This is a genomic window from Demequina sp. TMPB413 (assembly GCF_020447105.2).
Taxonomy (GTDB): domain Bacteria; phylum Actinomycetota; class Actinomycetes; order Actinomycetales; family Demequinaceae; genus Demequina.
The window spans coordinates 51564-65703 of record NZ_CP096184.1 but is presented as its reverse complement, the minus strand read 5'-3'; the positions used below and the strand labels follow the sequence as shown (position 1 = coordinate 65703).

The window sequence follows — 14140 nt, the reverse complement described above, 5'->3', positions numbered from 1 at the left end:
TATGAGTCCTTTTGGCCTTAGAGCTTGATCTCGATGTTGACGTCCGCCGGCAGGTCGAGGCGCATGAGCGAGTCGACAGCCTTCGGAGTCGGGTCCACGATGTCGATGAGGCGCTTGTGGGTGCGCATCTCGAAGTGCTCGCGGGAGTCCTTGTACTTGTGGGGTGAGCGGATCACGACGAAGACGTTCTTCTCCGTGGGCAGCGGGACGGGTCCCACTACCGAGGCGCCGGCGCGCGTGACCGTTTCCACGATCTTCCGAGCCGAGGAGTCAATGACCTCGTGGTCATAGCTCTTCAGCCGAATGCGGATCTTCTGTCCCGCCATGGCGTTATCTGCCTTTTCTCTCGTACATCTATGGGCATCTGACCGGCCCCCGCGCTCGGGCGTGTCGCTTGTACTGGCACGCGCGCGCTCCAGCGAAGTTTCGTTGGTGGGCGGTCAAACTAGTGGTCGCCTGCAGGAGGCAACCGCAATAGTCTGCCAGACGCGCGGCCTATCGCGCAAACCCGGCGACTCCGCGACGTTCCGCTCACGCGTGTGACACGTGCCATTGGGGCCCTACGAGTGATCCCCTACCGTGGTGCCCGTCTCCTCGCCGAGCGCATCCCGGAGTTTGGCGTCGCGTTCAAGTGACGAGATCACCACAGCACAACACACAGAGACTGCGGTGGTCAGCGGCAAACTCCCAGAGTAGATACCAACAAAAGCCGCTGCCGCCACTCCCAACACGACGCCGGAGTCCAGGCCGGAACTGGCACCGAGGACACACCCCGTCACCAGAAAACCTGCGATCGGCGCACACGCAAAGCCAAGCCACAGCCGTTCGCGTCCAACGAGCCCCGCCAGGGCGATCACCAGGACGGCGAGCGCCGGTTCAAGCATCGGCAACGCGCGCTCCTCGGCACCTACCGCCGTCCACCCGCCCAGAGCACGTGCTGAGTAAAGAAAGTAGGTGGACACGCCAGCGGTGAGACCGGTGAGCGTCGCCCCAATCCACACCCGCTCGGTTCTCGATCGTCCACGCCGTTGCTGTGCGCGCACGTTCCCCGCCTCTCCCACTAGTGTCGCAAGCCTAGTGCTCAGCGGGTGGCGCGCCAGGGGTTCGTGGGACTCGGGTTCCTGGCCGCAGCTGGCCTGATCGCACTGGCGCAGAGTGCCACCCTGGGGGCCCTGTTCTTGCTCTTGTCCCTCGTCGCAGGCCCATTCCCGCTGACGCTCGCGGCAGGCTTCATTGCCGTCGGCGTCAAGTGGAACCGTCGTCCCGACGCGAAGTGACTCGAAGGGTCGCGCGGCTCACCACCAACGGGGTACACACCCCTTCAACGGTGTCCCACAGGCCACTCGCAGACCGGCCCCAAGCTCGCGGATATGGCTGTGGCGGGCATTCGGGCACCCTGAACGCCCGCCACAGCCATATCGCGCCTTGCGCGATGGCGCACCCCGCATGGGAGACGACAAGAACCCCCGGCGTGAGCCGGGGGCCCTCGTGTTCAGCAAGCGCTCAGCACTATCTCTTGGTGTCGGTGACGATGCTCACACCGTCGTCACCGCCGCGAAGTACCGCAATTGCACTACTTGTCGACGCGTCTGCGCCGATCGCGGCGCTCATCAAAAAAACCCCCCACCATGCCAGTGAGCGTCATGATCACAACCAGGCTGCCGTCCCACAGCGGTTGGGAAGCAAGGACCGCGCCCAAAACCAACTGGGCGATGACTCCCACGCCTCCTAGAAGGAGCCCACCACCGACGATGCGCCTTAGCATGAGTATCGCTTCCACGAGACAGGTAGGTAGCTGATGTAGGCAAGCTGAACCTCGACACACTGGTTGTTGGCCTTCGCGTCCTTGAAGGTGTTGTAGATCGATGTGTGGAACTTCTTGCCCACGAGCGCGCAACCAGCCTTTGCCGCCCAATGGGGGATCTTGCCACAGAGAATCAGACCGAACTCGGCGTTGTCGTTGATCGCACCCCCGAGCCCCGAAGTCACGGTCTTCACATCGGCCTTCGAGTACTTCACGTAGATCGCCCACCCAAAGCTGATTGACGGATCCGCAACAACGGGATAGATGGTTGACGAGTCGTGCGCAACCACCTGCACCAGCGTATCGCCGTCGACAACGTAGTGGGTAGAGACCGGTGAACCCGTTGCGTCGAAGGCCCACGGCTTCTCGACAACGCCGACCACTGCGCCCTCGGAGTCTTTGACTACAACGCCGCCGTCCGGCGCGATACTCAACGATGAGCCCTGGCCAAGCGTGAGGTCATACTCGTAATCCGTTGGGGCCGTTGAGTCGGCAATGGTGGTGAGGATCTGCACCGATCCGTCGTCATGGACGAGCGGAGTGGTCGTGCTTCCGTTGTTATTGTCATAGACGAGAGCACCGTCCACGATCTCGCCCTCGTCTGCCGCGTCCGCGAAGGGCAGTGTCACTTCGATGGCCGGGGCACCGTCAACACCGATGGCGATGCCATCCAACGCGTCCGCCGAGAACTCGACGACGGTGTCGCTCGCGACCACTTCCGCGTTGGCGTCAACGACGCCGACTGCATCAGCCCTGAGCCCACCCACGATTGCGTCGATGGCTTGCACGGCTTCCGCGGCTTCTGAGATCTCGGGCTCGGCTCCTGCCGTCACACCCGACATCACTAGGAGCGCCAGCGCACTCAGTGCGACGCCCCCCCTCTCAGTGTTTGCTTCATTGCCTTCTCCACTCCGAGAATCTGGCGTGACCCCAGCGGCCGCACCGACGCCTCCATAGGGGGCGTGCATTCACATTAGGTGAAGCGCCGATCCTTCGAACAGACCCCTCTTGTGGGGGCAAATCAGCGTGGAGACGACGAAGGCCCCCGGCTTGCGCCGGGGGCCTTCGCGTTCAGCGAGTGCTGAGGACTGCTTGTTGATCTTGGTGACGGTGCCTGAACCGACGGTGCCGCCACCCTCACGGATCGCGAAGCCCTGACCCCGTTCGAGTGCTAAGGGGTGAGCCAAGTCGACCGTCAACTCGGGCGACCACGCTGAGGGGTTGCGTCGGTGTCCGCATCCCGTGGCGTCTGCGGGCGCAACACTGACACAACGTCGCCAATGACGACGCCTCCCATCCAGCCCGCCAACAGGAGCGCCCACGTTCTGTCCTCTGGACCCCACAGCAGTCCGGCGACAAGCACGACGACCATCAAGCACTGTGCGGCTAGAGACAACCGGGCGGACGAGTACCGCCACGCGAACCCGCGGAGGGGCACCGAGCGTTGGAGTGTTGCGGCGACCAGGCCGAGCGCGACACTCAAGGCGATGTCGTAACCGGTCACTTGCAGTACCCCCCCGCTTCGCCGCCCCAGTACGGCTGAGGCACTGGCGTTGGGTAGCCCACGTACCACACCAGTTTCCCGCACTTGCCGGCTGCGGCGTAGATACCGAAGGCCGAGGCGTAGCCGGCTAGCGCCCCTGAGATGACCCTGCCCGGAAGCCCGAAATAGCCTGCGATCCACGAGGCAGACGCTGCGCCAGCGGCAACCACCGCAGACTCGGTCTTGTTGAAATAGAGCGTCTTGTTCCACCACGTCTGAGTGAACTTCGGGTCCGCCACGATCGGGTATGCGTACCCGTCTCCGTGCGCGATCACTTGAGTGAGTACGGTGCCGCTCACTTCGTAGGCGGTGGGGACCGGTCGCCCTTCAGCGTCCATCGCCCACGGCGCTTCGATGTGGGCTATCACCCAGCCATCCGCTGCGACCACATCAACGCCACCGTCCTCGGTCACGACCAAAGCCCCGCCCTCGCCGGGGTTGAGTTCGTAGGCGTACTCAAAAGGCGCGTAGGCGTCGGCGATCGTGGTGACGATCTGCAACGACCCGTCACCGTGGATCAAGGGCGTGGTCGTTGACCCGTTGTTGTTGTCGAACACCACGGTGCCGTCGATCAGGTCCGCAGCGTCGGCCTGATCCGCAAACGGTAGATCGATCGTCAGATCGCTACCGCCACCCGAAAGAACCACGCCGTCCTCAGCCTCCCTCGAGAGGTCGACGCTCATGTCACCGACCACCACGGAGTCATCGGCTGTAGCGACCTGGATAGCCTCCGGCACGAGCACATCATCGATCGCATAGATCGCGTCGACGGCATCGGCGACGGTGGTGTCTTCGACCTCAGCGGCTGCGGCAACGCCGCTCATCACGACGAGGGCTAGCGCGCTCAGCGCGACACCCCCCCTCTTCCTGTCCTGCGCATTAGTCCTCCTAGGTATGGTCCGCATCGTCTGAACGATGCGCGGAGCACGGCTCTGTGCCCATTCAGCACGTTAGGACGATCGGCGCGCGCGGAAAAGCCCCCAATACTGGTGCAATTGCATGGGACTTTCGTCGTGCGTCGGCGCACGGACGCCAAGAGACGACGGAGGGCCCCCACCTTGCGGTGGAGGCCCTCCGGGTTCAGCGAGTGCTGAGGACTACTTGTTGATCTTGGTGACGGTGCCTGAACCGACGGTGCGGCCACCCTCACGGATCGCGAAGCCCTGACCCTCTTCAAGGGCGATGGGCTGAATCAGCTCAACCGACATCTCGGTGGTGTCGCCAGGCATGACCATCTCGGTGCCCTCAGGCAGCGTGATGACGCCGGTGACGTCCGTGGTGCGGATGTAGAACTGGGGGCGGTAGTTCGTGTAGAAGGGGTTGTGACGGCCGCCTTCTTCCTTGTTCAGGATGTAGCACTTGCCCTCGAACTGCGTGTGCGGCGTCGTGGTGCCAGGAGCAACAACGACCTGGCCGCGCTCGACGTCCTCACGCTTGGTGCCGCGGAGCAGGAGGCCACAGTTCTCGCCGGCCCACGCCTCGTCCATCTGCTTGTGGAACATCTCGATACCGGTGACCGTGGTCTTCTGCGGCTCGCGGATGCCGAGGATCTCGACGTCAGAGTTGATCTTGAGCTTGCCGCGCTCCACCTTGCCGGTGACGACGGTGCCACGACCAGTGATCGTGAACACGTCTTCGATCGGCATGAGGAAGGGCTTGTCCATGTCACGCACGGGCTCGGGGACGTGCTCGTCCACGGCGTCCATGAGTTCCTGAACCGTCTTGACCCACTCGGGGTCGCCCTCGAGCGCCTTGAGTGCGGAGACCTTCACCACGGGGGCGTTGTCGCCGTCGAAGCCCTGCGAGCTCAGGAGGTCACGGACCTCCATCTCGACGAGCTCGAGGATTTCCTCGTCGTCGACCATGTCGGCCTTGTTCAGCGCGACCAGCAGGTAGGGCACGCCAACCTGCTTGGCGAGCAGCACGTGCTCACGCGTCTGGGCCATCGGGCCGTCGGTCGCCGCAACCACGAGGATTGCGCCGTCCATCTGTGCGGCACCGGTGATCATGTTCTTGATGTAGTCAGCGTGACCGGGTGCGTCGACGTGAGCGTAGTGACGCTTCTCGGTCTCGTACTCGATGTGCGCGATGTTGATGGTGATACCGCGCTCGCGCTCTTCAGGGGCCTTGTCGATGTCGGCAAAAGGCGTAAAGGGGTTGATGTCGGGGTACTTGTCGTGCAGCACCTTCGAGATGGCAGCGGTCAGCGTCGTCTTACCGTGGTCGACGTGACCGATCGTGCCGACGTTCACGTGCGGCTTGGTCCGCTCGAACTTGGCCTTAGCCATGTTGGCTTCCTCCTGTGATGATGAGACTCGGGTAGTGAATAAGATACGCGCTCTGGCCGGGGCCTTCGCGGGGTCCGTCTTCCCTACTGGTCGTTATTGTTTCTTGTTTTTCAACCGTTGGGACTACTCGCCCCGGGTCTTGGCAATGATTTCCTCGGCAACGTTACGAGGAACCTCGGCGTAGCTGTCAAATGTCATCGAGTACACGGCACGACCCTGGGTGCGAGACCGCAGGTCGCCCACGTAGCCGAACATCTCCGACAACGGAACCAAAGCATCAATGACCTTCACGCCGACCGCGTCCGACATCTGTCGAATCTGACCGCGGCGTGAGTTCAGGTCGCCGATCACGTCGCCCATGTAGTCCTCTGGCGTACGTACTTCAACGGCCATGATCGGCTCGAGAAGTGCGGGGTCGGCCTTCTTGGAGGCCTCCTTGAACACCATCGATCCGGCAATCTTGAATGCCATTTCCGACGAGTCAACGTCGTGGTAGGCACCGTCAACCAACGTGGCGCGCACTCCCACCACCGGGTAACCGGCGAGGATACCCAACTGCATGGCGTCCTGCATGCCTGCGTCGACAGACGGGATGTACTCCCTGGGGATGCGACCACCGGTGACGGCGTTCACAAACTCGTACTGGACCTCGGAATCTGCGGGCAGCGGCTCAAGAGTGATTTGCACCTTGGCGAACTGGCCGGAACCACCGGTCTGCTTCTTGTGCGTGTAGTCGTACTTCTCCACCGCACGGCGAATCGTCTCGCGGTAGGCCACCTGGGGCTTACCTACGTTGGCGTCCACCTTGAACTCGCGCTTCATGCGGTCAACGATGATGTCGAGGTGTAGTTCGCCCATTCCCGAGATGACGGTCTGCCCCGAGTCGACATCAAGTCGCACGCGGAACGTGGGGTCCTCTTCCGCCAACTTCTGGATGGCCAGCGACATCTTCTCTTGGTCGCCCTTTGTCTTCGGCTCCACCGCCACGTGAATCACGGGCTCGGGGAACGTCATCGACTCAAGCACCACAGGCGCAGAAGCGTCGCACAAGGTGTCGCCAGTCGTGGTGTCCTTCAGACCGATCACCGCGTAGATGTGGCCGGCGGTCACGAAGTCAACGGGGTTTTCCTTGTTGGCGTGCATCTGGAAGATCTTCCCGATGCGCTCCTTCTTGTCCTTCGTGGCGTTCAACACGGCAGCGCCAGAGTCCAGTTTGCCCGAGTACACGCGAATGTAGGTCAGGCGGCCAAAGAACGGGTGCGTCATGATCTTGAACGCAAGAGCCGAGAAGGGCTCGCTGGCGTCTGCGTGACGCTCCACGATCTTCTCTTCGTCACCAATGGCGTGGCCTTCGATGGCGGGCATGTCGAGCGGGTTCGGCAAGTAGTCAACGACAGCGTCGAGCATGGGCTGCACACCGCGGTTCTTGAACGCCGAACCGCAGAACACCGGGTAGATCTCGGCGTTGAGCACCATCTTGCGGATGCCCTTCTTGATCTCGGGGATCGTGAGCTCTTCGCCTGCGAGGTACTTCTCGAGGAGGTCGTCGCTCGATTCGGCGACGTGCTCGATGAGTTCCGCGCGGTACTCCTCCGCCTTCGCCTGAAGGTCGGCAGGAATCGGCTCGACCTCGTACTTGGCACCGAGGGTCACGTCACCCTTCGAGTCACCTGGCCACACCTTCGCGTGCATCTCAATGAGGTCAACGACCCCGACGAAGTCGCTCTCAGAACCGATGGGGAGCTGCATCACGAGCGGCTTCGCACCAAGGCGCTTCTTGATGGTGTCGATGGTGAAGTAGAAGTCGGCACCGATCTTGTCCATCTTGTTGACGAAGCAGATGCGGGGCACGTTGTACTTGTCGGCCTGACGCCACACGGTCTCGGACTGGGGCTCAACGCCCTCCTTGCCGTCAAACACTGCGACGGCGCCGTCGAGGACGCGGAGGTTGCGCTCCACCTCGACGGTGAAGTCAACGTGACCGGGGGTGTCGATGATGTTCAGCTGGGTGTTGTCCCAGAAGCACGTCGTGGCAGCCGAGGTGATGGTGATGCCACGCTCCTGCTCCTGTGCCATCCAGTCCATCGTTGCCGCACCGTCGTGCACTTCACCAATCTTGTAGGTGATGCCCGTGTAGAACAGAATGCGCTCGGTGGTGGTCGTCTTGCCAGCATCGATGTGAGCCATGATGCCGAAGTTGCGGACCTTCGTGAGGTCCGTCAGCACGTCCTGTGCCACGAGTGGTTCTCCCTTAAGTGTGTTCTGTCGTCGAACGAGGTTTACGGACTACCAGCGGTAGTGCGCGAACGCCTTGTTCGACTCGGCCATCTTGTGCATGTCCTCGCGGCGCTTCACTGCAGCACCGAGGCCGTTGGAGGCATCGAGGATCTCGTTCATCAGGCGCTCGGTCATCGTGTTCTCACGACGCTTGCGCGCAAAGTCGACCAACCAGCGCAGTGCGAGGGTGGTGGCACGCACGGGGCGCACGTCGACGGGGACCTGGTAGGTCGCGCCACCGACGCGGCGGCTGCGCACCTCAAGGGCGGGACGGACGTTATCGAGCGCGCGCTTCAGCACGACGACGGGGTCCTGGCCGCTCTTCTCCTTGACGCCTTCGAGCGCGCCGTAGACGATCGCCTCGGCGGTCGACTTCTTGCCATCGAGCAGCACCTTGTTGATGAGCATGGTCACGACGGGTGCGCCGAAGACCGGGTCGATGATGACGGGCCGCTTGGGGGCTGGTCCTTTGCGAGGCATTACTTCTTCTCCATCTTCGCGCCGTACCGGCTGCGAGCCTGCTTGCGGTTCTTCACACCCTGGGTGTCGAGCGAGCCACGGACGATCTTGTAGCGCACACCGGGGAGGTCCTTCACACGTCCGCCACGCACGAGCACAATCGAGTGCTCCTGCAGGTTGTGACCCTCACCTGGGATGTACGCGGTGACCTCGATACCCGAGGACAGGCGCACACGTGCCACCTTGCGCAGAGCCGAGTTCGGCTTCTTAGGCGTGGTGGTGTACACACGTGTGCACACACCGCGGCGCTGAGGGCTGCCCTTGAGGGCGGGCGTCTTGGACTTGGACGCCTTGGGCGAACGCCCCTTGCGCACCAACTGCTGAATCGTAGGCACTGCTTCTCCGTCTGTTGAAACTGAACGCTTGTCATGTCGTCGGCCCGACCCCCGCGCCCGGGCGTGTCGCACCTTGTTGGTGGCGCCCAGTAAGGGCGCGCGTGAGGGCCCGACGACGCGGGCACGAGCATCAACGATACCTGGCGTCACGCCTGCCGTCAAAGCGGATGTTGGGCATCCCTTGGGCGGGGCGAGCGTGCGTCCCCAGCACTCCATGGTACAGGAGGAACCGGCCGTGCACGAGGCCCCGCTCAGGCGCCACTTGCCGCAGCGGCCGCGGCCCCGTCATGAGGGACGCGGAACTGCGCGAATCGGCGCGAAATCAGTGGAGACGGGCGCCGTGGCGCAGAAACCATGCGGTGATTCCGGAGCCAGCGATGATCGCTGCACACGTCCACCATGCGAGAAACGTCACCATTGCCGGCCTCCCTTCGCGTTGATTCGCTGTGATGGACTACTTATCGGCGTAGGCGCCCGGTCGGCGAGGAGATCGCGTGTCCAACTGGTCACATTTCGCCCACACCGGGACGACGCCGACGCGGAGTCGACCACTAGACTCACGTGCCGAGGGGGTCACCGTGCCGCAACAGCCAGAGTGGTACCCAGAGGCGGAAGACGCCGTGCGCGGCGGCCCGGTGGCGCAACAGCCCCCATGGGCTGCGGAGGTGTGGCGGGGTCCCGCCCAGCCGTACCTCAATGAGCTTCCGCCCCGGCGGAACCGCCGTGTCGACATGGGACTCGTCGCCTTCATTCTCGTGGCGGCGGGCTTTCTCGCGTGGCAGTACACGGTCTCCGTGGAGGAACGGGCCCTTCGCGAACACAGGGCGACGACGTTCGTCTACTTGCCGATGGAGCAGCCAGGAGGCGAGTCCGCTGCGATGTCCCTTGACGACGCCGAGCGGTTCGCGGCTACGTACATCACCAGCCGTGATGCAGGCGGCTCGTATGTCGAGTCATCGCGGGCTATCGCCGCAGCTTTTGGAGTGACGATGCGGTGGGACAGCGCCGAGGACTCCACCACCGCATGCGCTCCCAGCGACCTGGAGGCACCTACGGTCCCCTTGGCGTTTTTCTGCGCGCTTGAGCCCTACGTCATCTACCTCAATGCGGACTCCCCCTGGATGCCCGCCTACCTGTATGAGCCGGACCTGATTGACACGGTCAAGCACGAATTGGCGCATCACGCGATACTGCTGAGGTGCGGCGACCTCGAAGTGTGGGACGTGCCGGATGAGGGCCTGACCAACTCCTATGCAGTCCAGTTTCTGGGCGCGGACAAAGGTCGACTCACCGACGGGCTGCCGTCCGATAGCGAGTACGTGGTGACCGAAGCGACCGACGCTTACGCCCAGCGAGTCCACGAGGGCGATTGCGGCTGAGCCGCGGCCGCCGCGCGACGCTGGTGACCATGCCGGTTCTACCCCCGGACGCGCAAAAGGCCCCGGCCGCTCGCAATGAGCAGCCGGGGCCTTCCTACGTGAGGGTGATCAGTCGCGCGGGAAGTTGAACTCCTCGAGGCGCACGGCCTCGCCGGTGCCCTCCGAGAAGAACTGACCGTCCCACTCCTCGTACCCAAACGTCGGGAAGAGGTTTGCCTTCGCGTCTTCCGTCGGCTCGACCGTGGCGCCGCGGTAGCGGTGCAGGCCGGTGCCGGCGGGGATCAGCTTTCCGAGGATCACGTTCTCCTTGAGGCCCAGCAGCGGGTCCGACTTTCCGGACAGTGCAGCTTCGGTGAGCACCCGGGTGGTCTCCTGGAACGAGGCAGCCGACAGCCACGACTCGGTCGCAAGCGACGCCTTGGTGATACCCATGAGCTCCGGACGAGCTGATGCAGGCTTGCCGCCCTTCGTCACCGTTTCCCTGTTGAGGCGTTCGAAGCGCGCGCGCTCCGCCAACTCTCCAGGAAGCAGGTTCGTGTCACCAGCCTCAAGCACGGTCACGCGGCGCAGCATCTGCCGCACGATGACCTCGATGTGCTTGTCGTGGATTTCCACACCCTGCGAGCGGTACACCTGCTGAACCTCGTCCACCAAGTGCTTCTGGGTGGCACGCGGTCCGAGGATGCGCAGCACGTTCTTGGGGTCAACGGCTCCGAACACGAGCTGCTGACCGACCTCGACGTGATCGCCATCCTGAACGAGCAGACGCGAACGCTTGGTGACGGGGTACGCGATCTCGTCGTCACCGTTGTCGGGAGTGATGACCAGGCGGCGCATGGCTTCCGAGTCGTCCACCTTGAGACGGCCGGCAACCTCGGCGATCGGGGCCTCACCCTTGGGGGTGCGGGCCTCGAACAGCTCTTGGACGCGGGGCAGACCCTGAGTGATGTCCTCGGCAGAGGCAACACCACCCGTGTGGAAGGTACGCATCGTCAACTGCGTGCCAGGCTCACCGATCGACTGGGCCGCGATAATTCCGACGGCCTCGCCGATGTCGACGAGCTCACGGGTCGCGAGCGAACGTCCATAGCAGCGTGCACACGTGCCCACCGCGGACTCACACGTCAGGACCGACCGGACCTTGACCTCTTCCACGCCGCTCGCAATGAGCGCGTCGATGAGAACGTCACCAGCGTCGACACCCGCCTTGGCGAGCACCGTACCGTCGGCGTCCACCACGTCGGCCGCGATCGTGCGTGCGAACACGGAGGTCGCCACACGCTCGTGCCACTGGACGTTGCCAGCAGCATCGCGCTCGAGGATCGGCATGGTCAGACCGCGCTCGGTACCGCAGTCGTCTTCACGGACGATGACGTCTTGCGACACGTCCACCAGACGCCTGGTCAAGTAACCAGAGTCGGCAGTACGCAGCGCGGTGTCGGCCAGACCCTTGCGGGCACCGTGAGTGGCGATGAAGTACTCGAGAACGGACAAGCCCTCGCGGTAGTTCGACTTGATGGGTCGAGGGATGATCTCGCCCTTCGGGTTCGACACCAGGCCACGCATACCGGCGATCTGACGCACCTGCATCCAGTTACCGCGAGCCCCGGAGCCGACCATGGTCTGCACCGTGTTGTACTGCGGGAAGGACTTGCGCATCTCGACGTCGACCTCGTTGGTCGCACGCGTCCAGATCTCGATGAGCTCTTGACGACGCTCAGGGTTGGTGATCAAACCGGTTTCGTACTGGTCTTGCACCTTCGCTGCGAGCGTCTCGTAACGGTCGAGGATCTCCTGCTTGTTCGCTGGCGTCGCCACGTCGCTGATCGCGATCGTGACGCCTGAGCGCGTGGCCCAGTGGAATCCGGCGGACTTCAGGGCGTCGAGCGACGCCGCGACCTCCACCTTCTCGTAACGCTCGGCGAGCGTGTTGACGATGTCGCCAAGCACCTTCTTGTCAACGTTGCGGTTGACGTAGGGGTACGAGACGGGCAGGAGGCCGTTGAAGAGCGCGCGACCGAGGGTGGTCTTGAGCGTCATGGCCTGGCCCTCCGTCCAGCCTTCTGGGGCGACCCAGTCGGCAGGCGGAATGGTGTCGCCATCGACGCGCAAGGAGATCTCGGTACCGAGCGTGATCACGCCGGCATCGAACGCCATGAACGCCTCTGCCTCGGAACCGAACGAGAGACCCTCGCCCTTCGAGCCTTCCTTGAGCAGCGTCAGGTGATACAGACCAATGATCATGTCCTGAGTAGGCATGGTCACTGGGCGGCCGTCTGACGGCTTCAGGATGTTGTTGCTCGACAGCATGAGGATGCGGGCCTCGGCCTGCGCCTCAGAACTGAGCGGCAAGTGGACAGCCATCTGGTCGCCGTCGAAGTCGGCGTTGAACGCCGCACAGACGAGCGGGTGCAGGTGAATGGCCTTACCCTCAACCAGCTGCGGCTCGAAGGCCTGGATACCAAGGCGGTGAAGCGTCGGCGCGCGGTTCAGCAGCACAGGGTGCTCGCGGATGACCTCTTCGAGGACGTCCCACACCTCCGGGCGGCTGCGCTCGACCATGCGCTTGGCAGACTTGATGTTCTGCGCGTGGTTGAGCTCCACCAGTCGCTTCATGACGAACGGCTTGAACAGTTCGAGCGCCATCTGCTTGGGCAGACCACACTGGTGCAGCTTGAGCTGCGGGCCGACCACGATGACCGAACGGCCGGAGTAGTCGACGCGCTTGCCGAGCAGGTTCTGACGGAAACGACCCTGCTTGCCCTTGAGCATGTCCGAGATGGACTTGAGGGGACGGTTTCCTGGTCCAGTGACGGGACGTCCACGACGGCCGTTGTCGAACAGCGCGTCAACAGCCTCTTGAAGCATGCGCTTCTCGTTGTTCACGATGATGTCAGGAGCACCGAGGTCGAGCAGTCGCTTGAGGCGGTTGTTGCGGTTGATGACGCGGCGGTACAGGTCGTTGAGGTCGGAGGTCGCGAAGCGGCCACCGTCCAACTGCACCATCGGACGCAGGTCCGGCGGGATGACCGGGACGGCGTCCAGGACCATGCCGACAGGGCTGTTCGTGGTCGTCAGGAACGCATTGACCACCTTGAGGCGCTTGAGGGCACGGGTCTTGCGCTGGCCCTTGCCGTTGGCGATCGTGTCGCGCAGGCTATCGGCCTCTGCAGCCAGGTCGAAGTCCCTCAAACGCTGCTGGATCGCCTGAGCGCCCATCGAGCCCTTGAAGTAGTTGCCGTAGCGGCGGCTGAGCTCGCGGTACAGGAGTTCATCGCCCTCGAGGTCTTGGACCTTGAGGCCGACGAAGCGGTCGAACACCGCGTCGAGACGCTCGATCTCGGCGTCAAAGCGCTTGCGGATGTTTGCCATCTCGCGCTCGGCGCCGTCCTTGACCTTGCGCTTGGCGTCAGCCTTTGCACCCTCGGCCTCGAGCTCGGCAATGTCCTTCTCGAGCTTCTCTGCGCGCTCGTTGATCTGCACGTCGCGCTGGTTGACCAGGTGCTTCTTCTCCTGCTCAAGCTCATTGCGCAACTGCGGGAGGTCCTCGTGACGACCATCAACGTCCACCTCGGTGACCATGTAGGCCGCGAAGTAGATGACCTTCTCCAGGTCCTTCGGCGCCAGGTCGAGCAGGTAGCCAAGCCTCGACGGCACACCCTTGAAGTACCAGATGTGCGTCACGGGAGCGGCGAGCTCGATGTGGCCCATGCGCTCGCGGCGCACCTTCGAACGGGTCACCTCGACACCGCAACGCTCACAGACGATGCCGCGGTAGCGGACACGCTTGTACTTGCCGCAGCTGCACTCCCAGTCGCGGGTGGGGCCAAAGATCTTCTCGCAGAACAGGCCGTCCTTCTCTGGCTTGAGCGTGCGGTAGTTGATCGTCTCTGGCTTCTTCACTTCTCCGTGTGACCAGCCGCGGATCTCTTCCGCAGTGGCCAAACCGATACGCAGGTCGCTGAATTCATTCACATCGAGCACTAGAGCGACTC

The 14140-nt window shown here is 63.3% G+C and carries 13 protein-coding genes and 1 pseudogene; 2 read left to right on the top strand and 12 right to left on the bottom strand.

The features are described from left to right. Positions 1-17: 17 nt before the first annotated feature. Together rpsJ and LGT36_RS00260 are read right to left on the bottom strand one after the other, a co-directional pair. Positions 18-326, bottom strand: coding sequence for a 30S ribosomal protein S10 (gene rpsJ / locus LGT36_RS00265; RefSeq protein WP_062074599.1), 309 nt, complete (start codon positions 324-326; stop codon positions 18-20). Between the two features lie 234 nt (positions 327-560). Continuing rightward, entirely contained in the window at positions 561-1043 is a 483-nt protein-coding gene (locus LGT36_RS00260) for a hypothetical protein (RefSeq protein ID WP_226096937.1), read from the bottom strand. Positions 1044-1088: 45 nt separating this feature from the next. On the opposite strand from LGT36_RS00260, the gene LGT36_RS00255 reads away from it, so the two are divergent. After that, complete coding sequence (locus LGT36_RS00255) at positions 1089-1277, top strand: hypothetical protein (protein ID WP_226264520.1); 189 nt, start codon at positions 1089-1091, stop codon at positions 1275-1277. A gap of 296 nt (positions 1278-1573) precedes the next feature. Here LGT36_RS00255 and LGT36_RS00250 read toward each other — a convergent pair whose 3' ends face one another. The 9 genes and pseudogenes from LGT36_RS00250 to rpsL form a co-directional block, all read right to left on the bottom strand. Next, positions 1574-1723 carry a hypothetical protein gene (locus LGT36_RS00250; RefSeq protein WP_226096935.1) on the bottom strand — a complete coding sequence of 50 codons (150 nt, stop codon included), beginning with the start codon at positions 1721-1723 and terminating at the stop codon, positions 1574-1576. Between the two features lie 35 nt (positions 1724-1758). Continuing rightward, positions 1759-2637, bottom strand: a complete 879-nt coding sequence (locus LGT36_RS00245; protein WP_226096934.1) for a hypothetical protein — start codon at positions 2635-2637, stop codon at positions 1759-1761. 258 nt (positions 2638-2895) lie between these two features. Beyond that, a pseudogene (locus LGT36_RS14195) lies at positions 2896-3006 on the bottom strand (hypothetical protein); the annotation flags it as partial. Next, positions 3000-3308, bottom strand: coding sequence for a hypothetical protein (locus LGT36_RS00235; protein ID WP_226096932.1), 309 nt, complete (start codon positions 3306-3308; stop codon positions 3000-3002). The gene LGT36_RS00235 and the pseudogene LGT36_RS14195, both read right to left, overlap by 7 nt. Further along, a complete protein-coding gene (locus LGT36_RS00230) occupies positions 3305-4171 on the bottom strand; it encodes a hypothetical protein (RefSeq protein ID WP_226096931.1) in 867 nt (288 codons plus the stop codon). The genes LGT36_RS00235 and LGT36_RS00230 overlap by 4 nt, the downstream gene beginning before the upstream one ends. A gap of 273 nt (positions 4172-4444) precedes the next feature. After that, a complete protein-coding gene (gene tuf, locus LGT36_RS00225) occupies positions 4445-5635 on the bottom strand; it encodes an elongation factor Tu (protein WP_226096930.1) in 1191 nt (396 codons plus the stop codon). A 123-nt stretch (positions 5636-5758) separates the two neighbouring features. Then, the gene (gene fusA / locus LGT36_RS00220; RefSeq protein WP_226096929.1) at positions 5759-7873 is read right to left on the bottom strand and encodes an elongation factor G; all 2115 of its coding nucleotides are present in this window, start codon (positions 7871-7873) and stop codon (positions 5759-5761) included. A gap of 48 nt (positions 7874-7921) precedes the next feature. Beyond that, complete coding sequence (gene rpsG / locus LGT36_RS00215; protein WP_226096928.1) at positions 7922-8392, bottom strand: 30S ribosomal protein S7; 471 nt, start codon at positions 8390-8392, stop codon at positions 7922-7924. Then, a complete protein-coding gene (rpsL, locus tag LGT36_RS00210) occupies positions 8392-8766 on the bottom strand; it encodes a 30S ribosomal protein S12 (RefSeq protein WP_226096927.1) in 375 nt (124 codons plus the stop codon). Before rpsL ends, rpsG begins: the two co-directional genes overlap by 1 nt. Before the next feature lie 578 nt (positions 8767-9344). On the opposite strand from rpsL, the gene LGT36_RS00205 reads away from it, so the two are divergent. Then, positions 9345-10145: a hypothetical protein gene (locus LGT36_RS00205; protein WP_226096926.1), complete on the top strand. Its 801-nt coding sequence runs from the start codon at positions 9345-9347 to the stop codon at positions 10143-10145. 108 nt (positions 10146-10253) lie between these two features. On the opposite strand, the gene LGT36_RS00200 is transcribed toward LGT36_RS00205, so the two are convergent. Then, a complete protein-coding gene (locus LGT36_RS00200; protein WP_305881764.1) occupies positions 10254-14129 on the bottom strand; it encodes a DNA-directed RNA polymerase subunit beta' in 3876 nt (1291 codons plus the stop codon). Between the last annotated feature and the right edge of the window lie 11 nt (positions 14130-14140).

Excerpts from the sequence above, each read along its gene's own strand:
- rpsJ (WP_062074599.1), bottom strand. The coding sequence starts at position 326 with ATGGCGGGACAGAAGATCCGCATTCGGCTGAAGAGCTATGACCACGAG.
- LGT36_RS00230 (WP_226096931.1), bottom strand. The coding sequence starts at position 4,171 with ATGAGCGGCGTTGCCGCAGCCGCTGAGGTCGAAGACACCACCGTCGCC.
- tuf (WP_226096930.1), bottom strand. The coding sequence starts at position 5,635 with ATGGCTAAGGCCAAGTTCGAGCGGACCAAGCCGCACGTGAACGTCGGC.
- rpsG (WP_226096928.1), bottom strand. The coding sequence starts at position 8,392 with ATGCCTCGCAAAGGACCAGCCCCCAAGCGGCCCGTCATCATCGACCCG.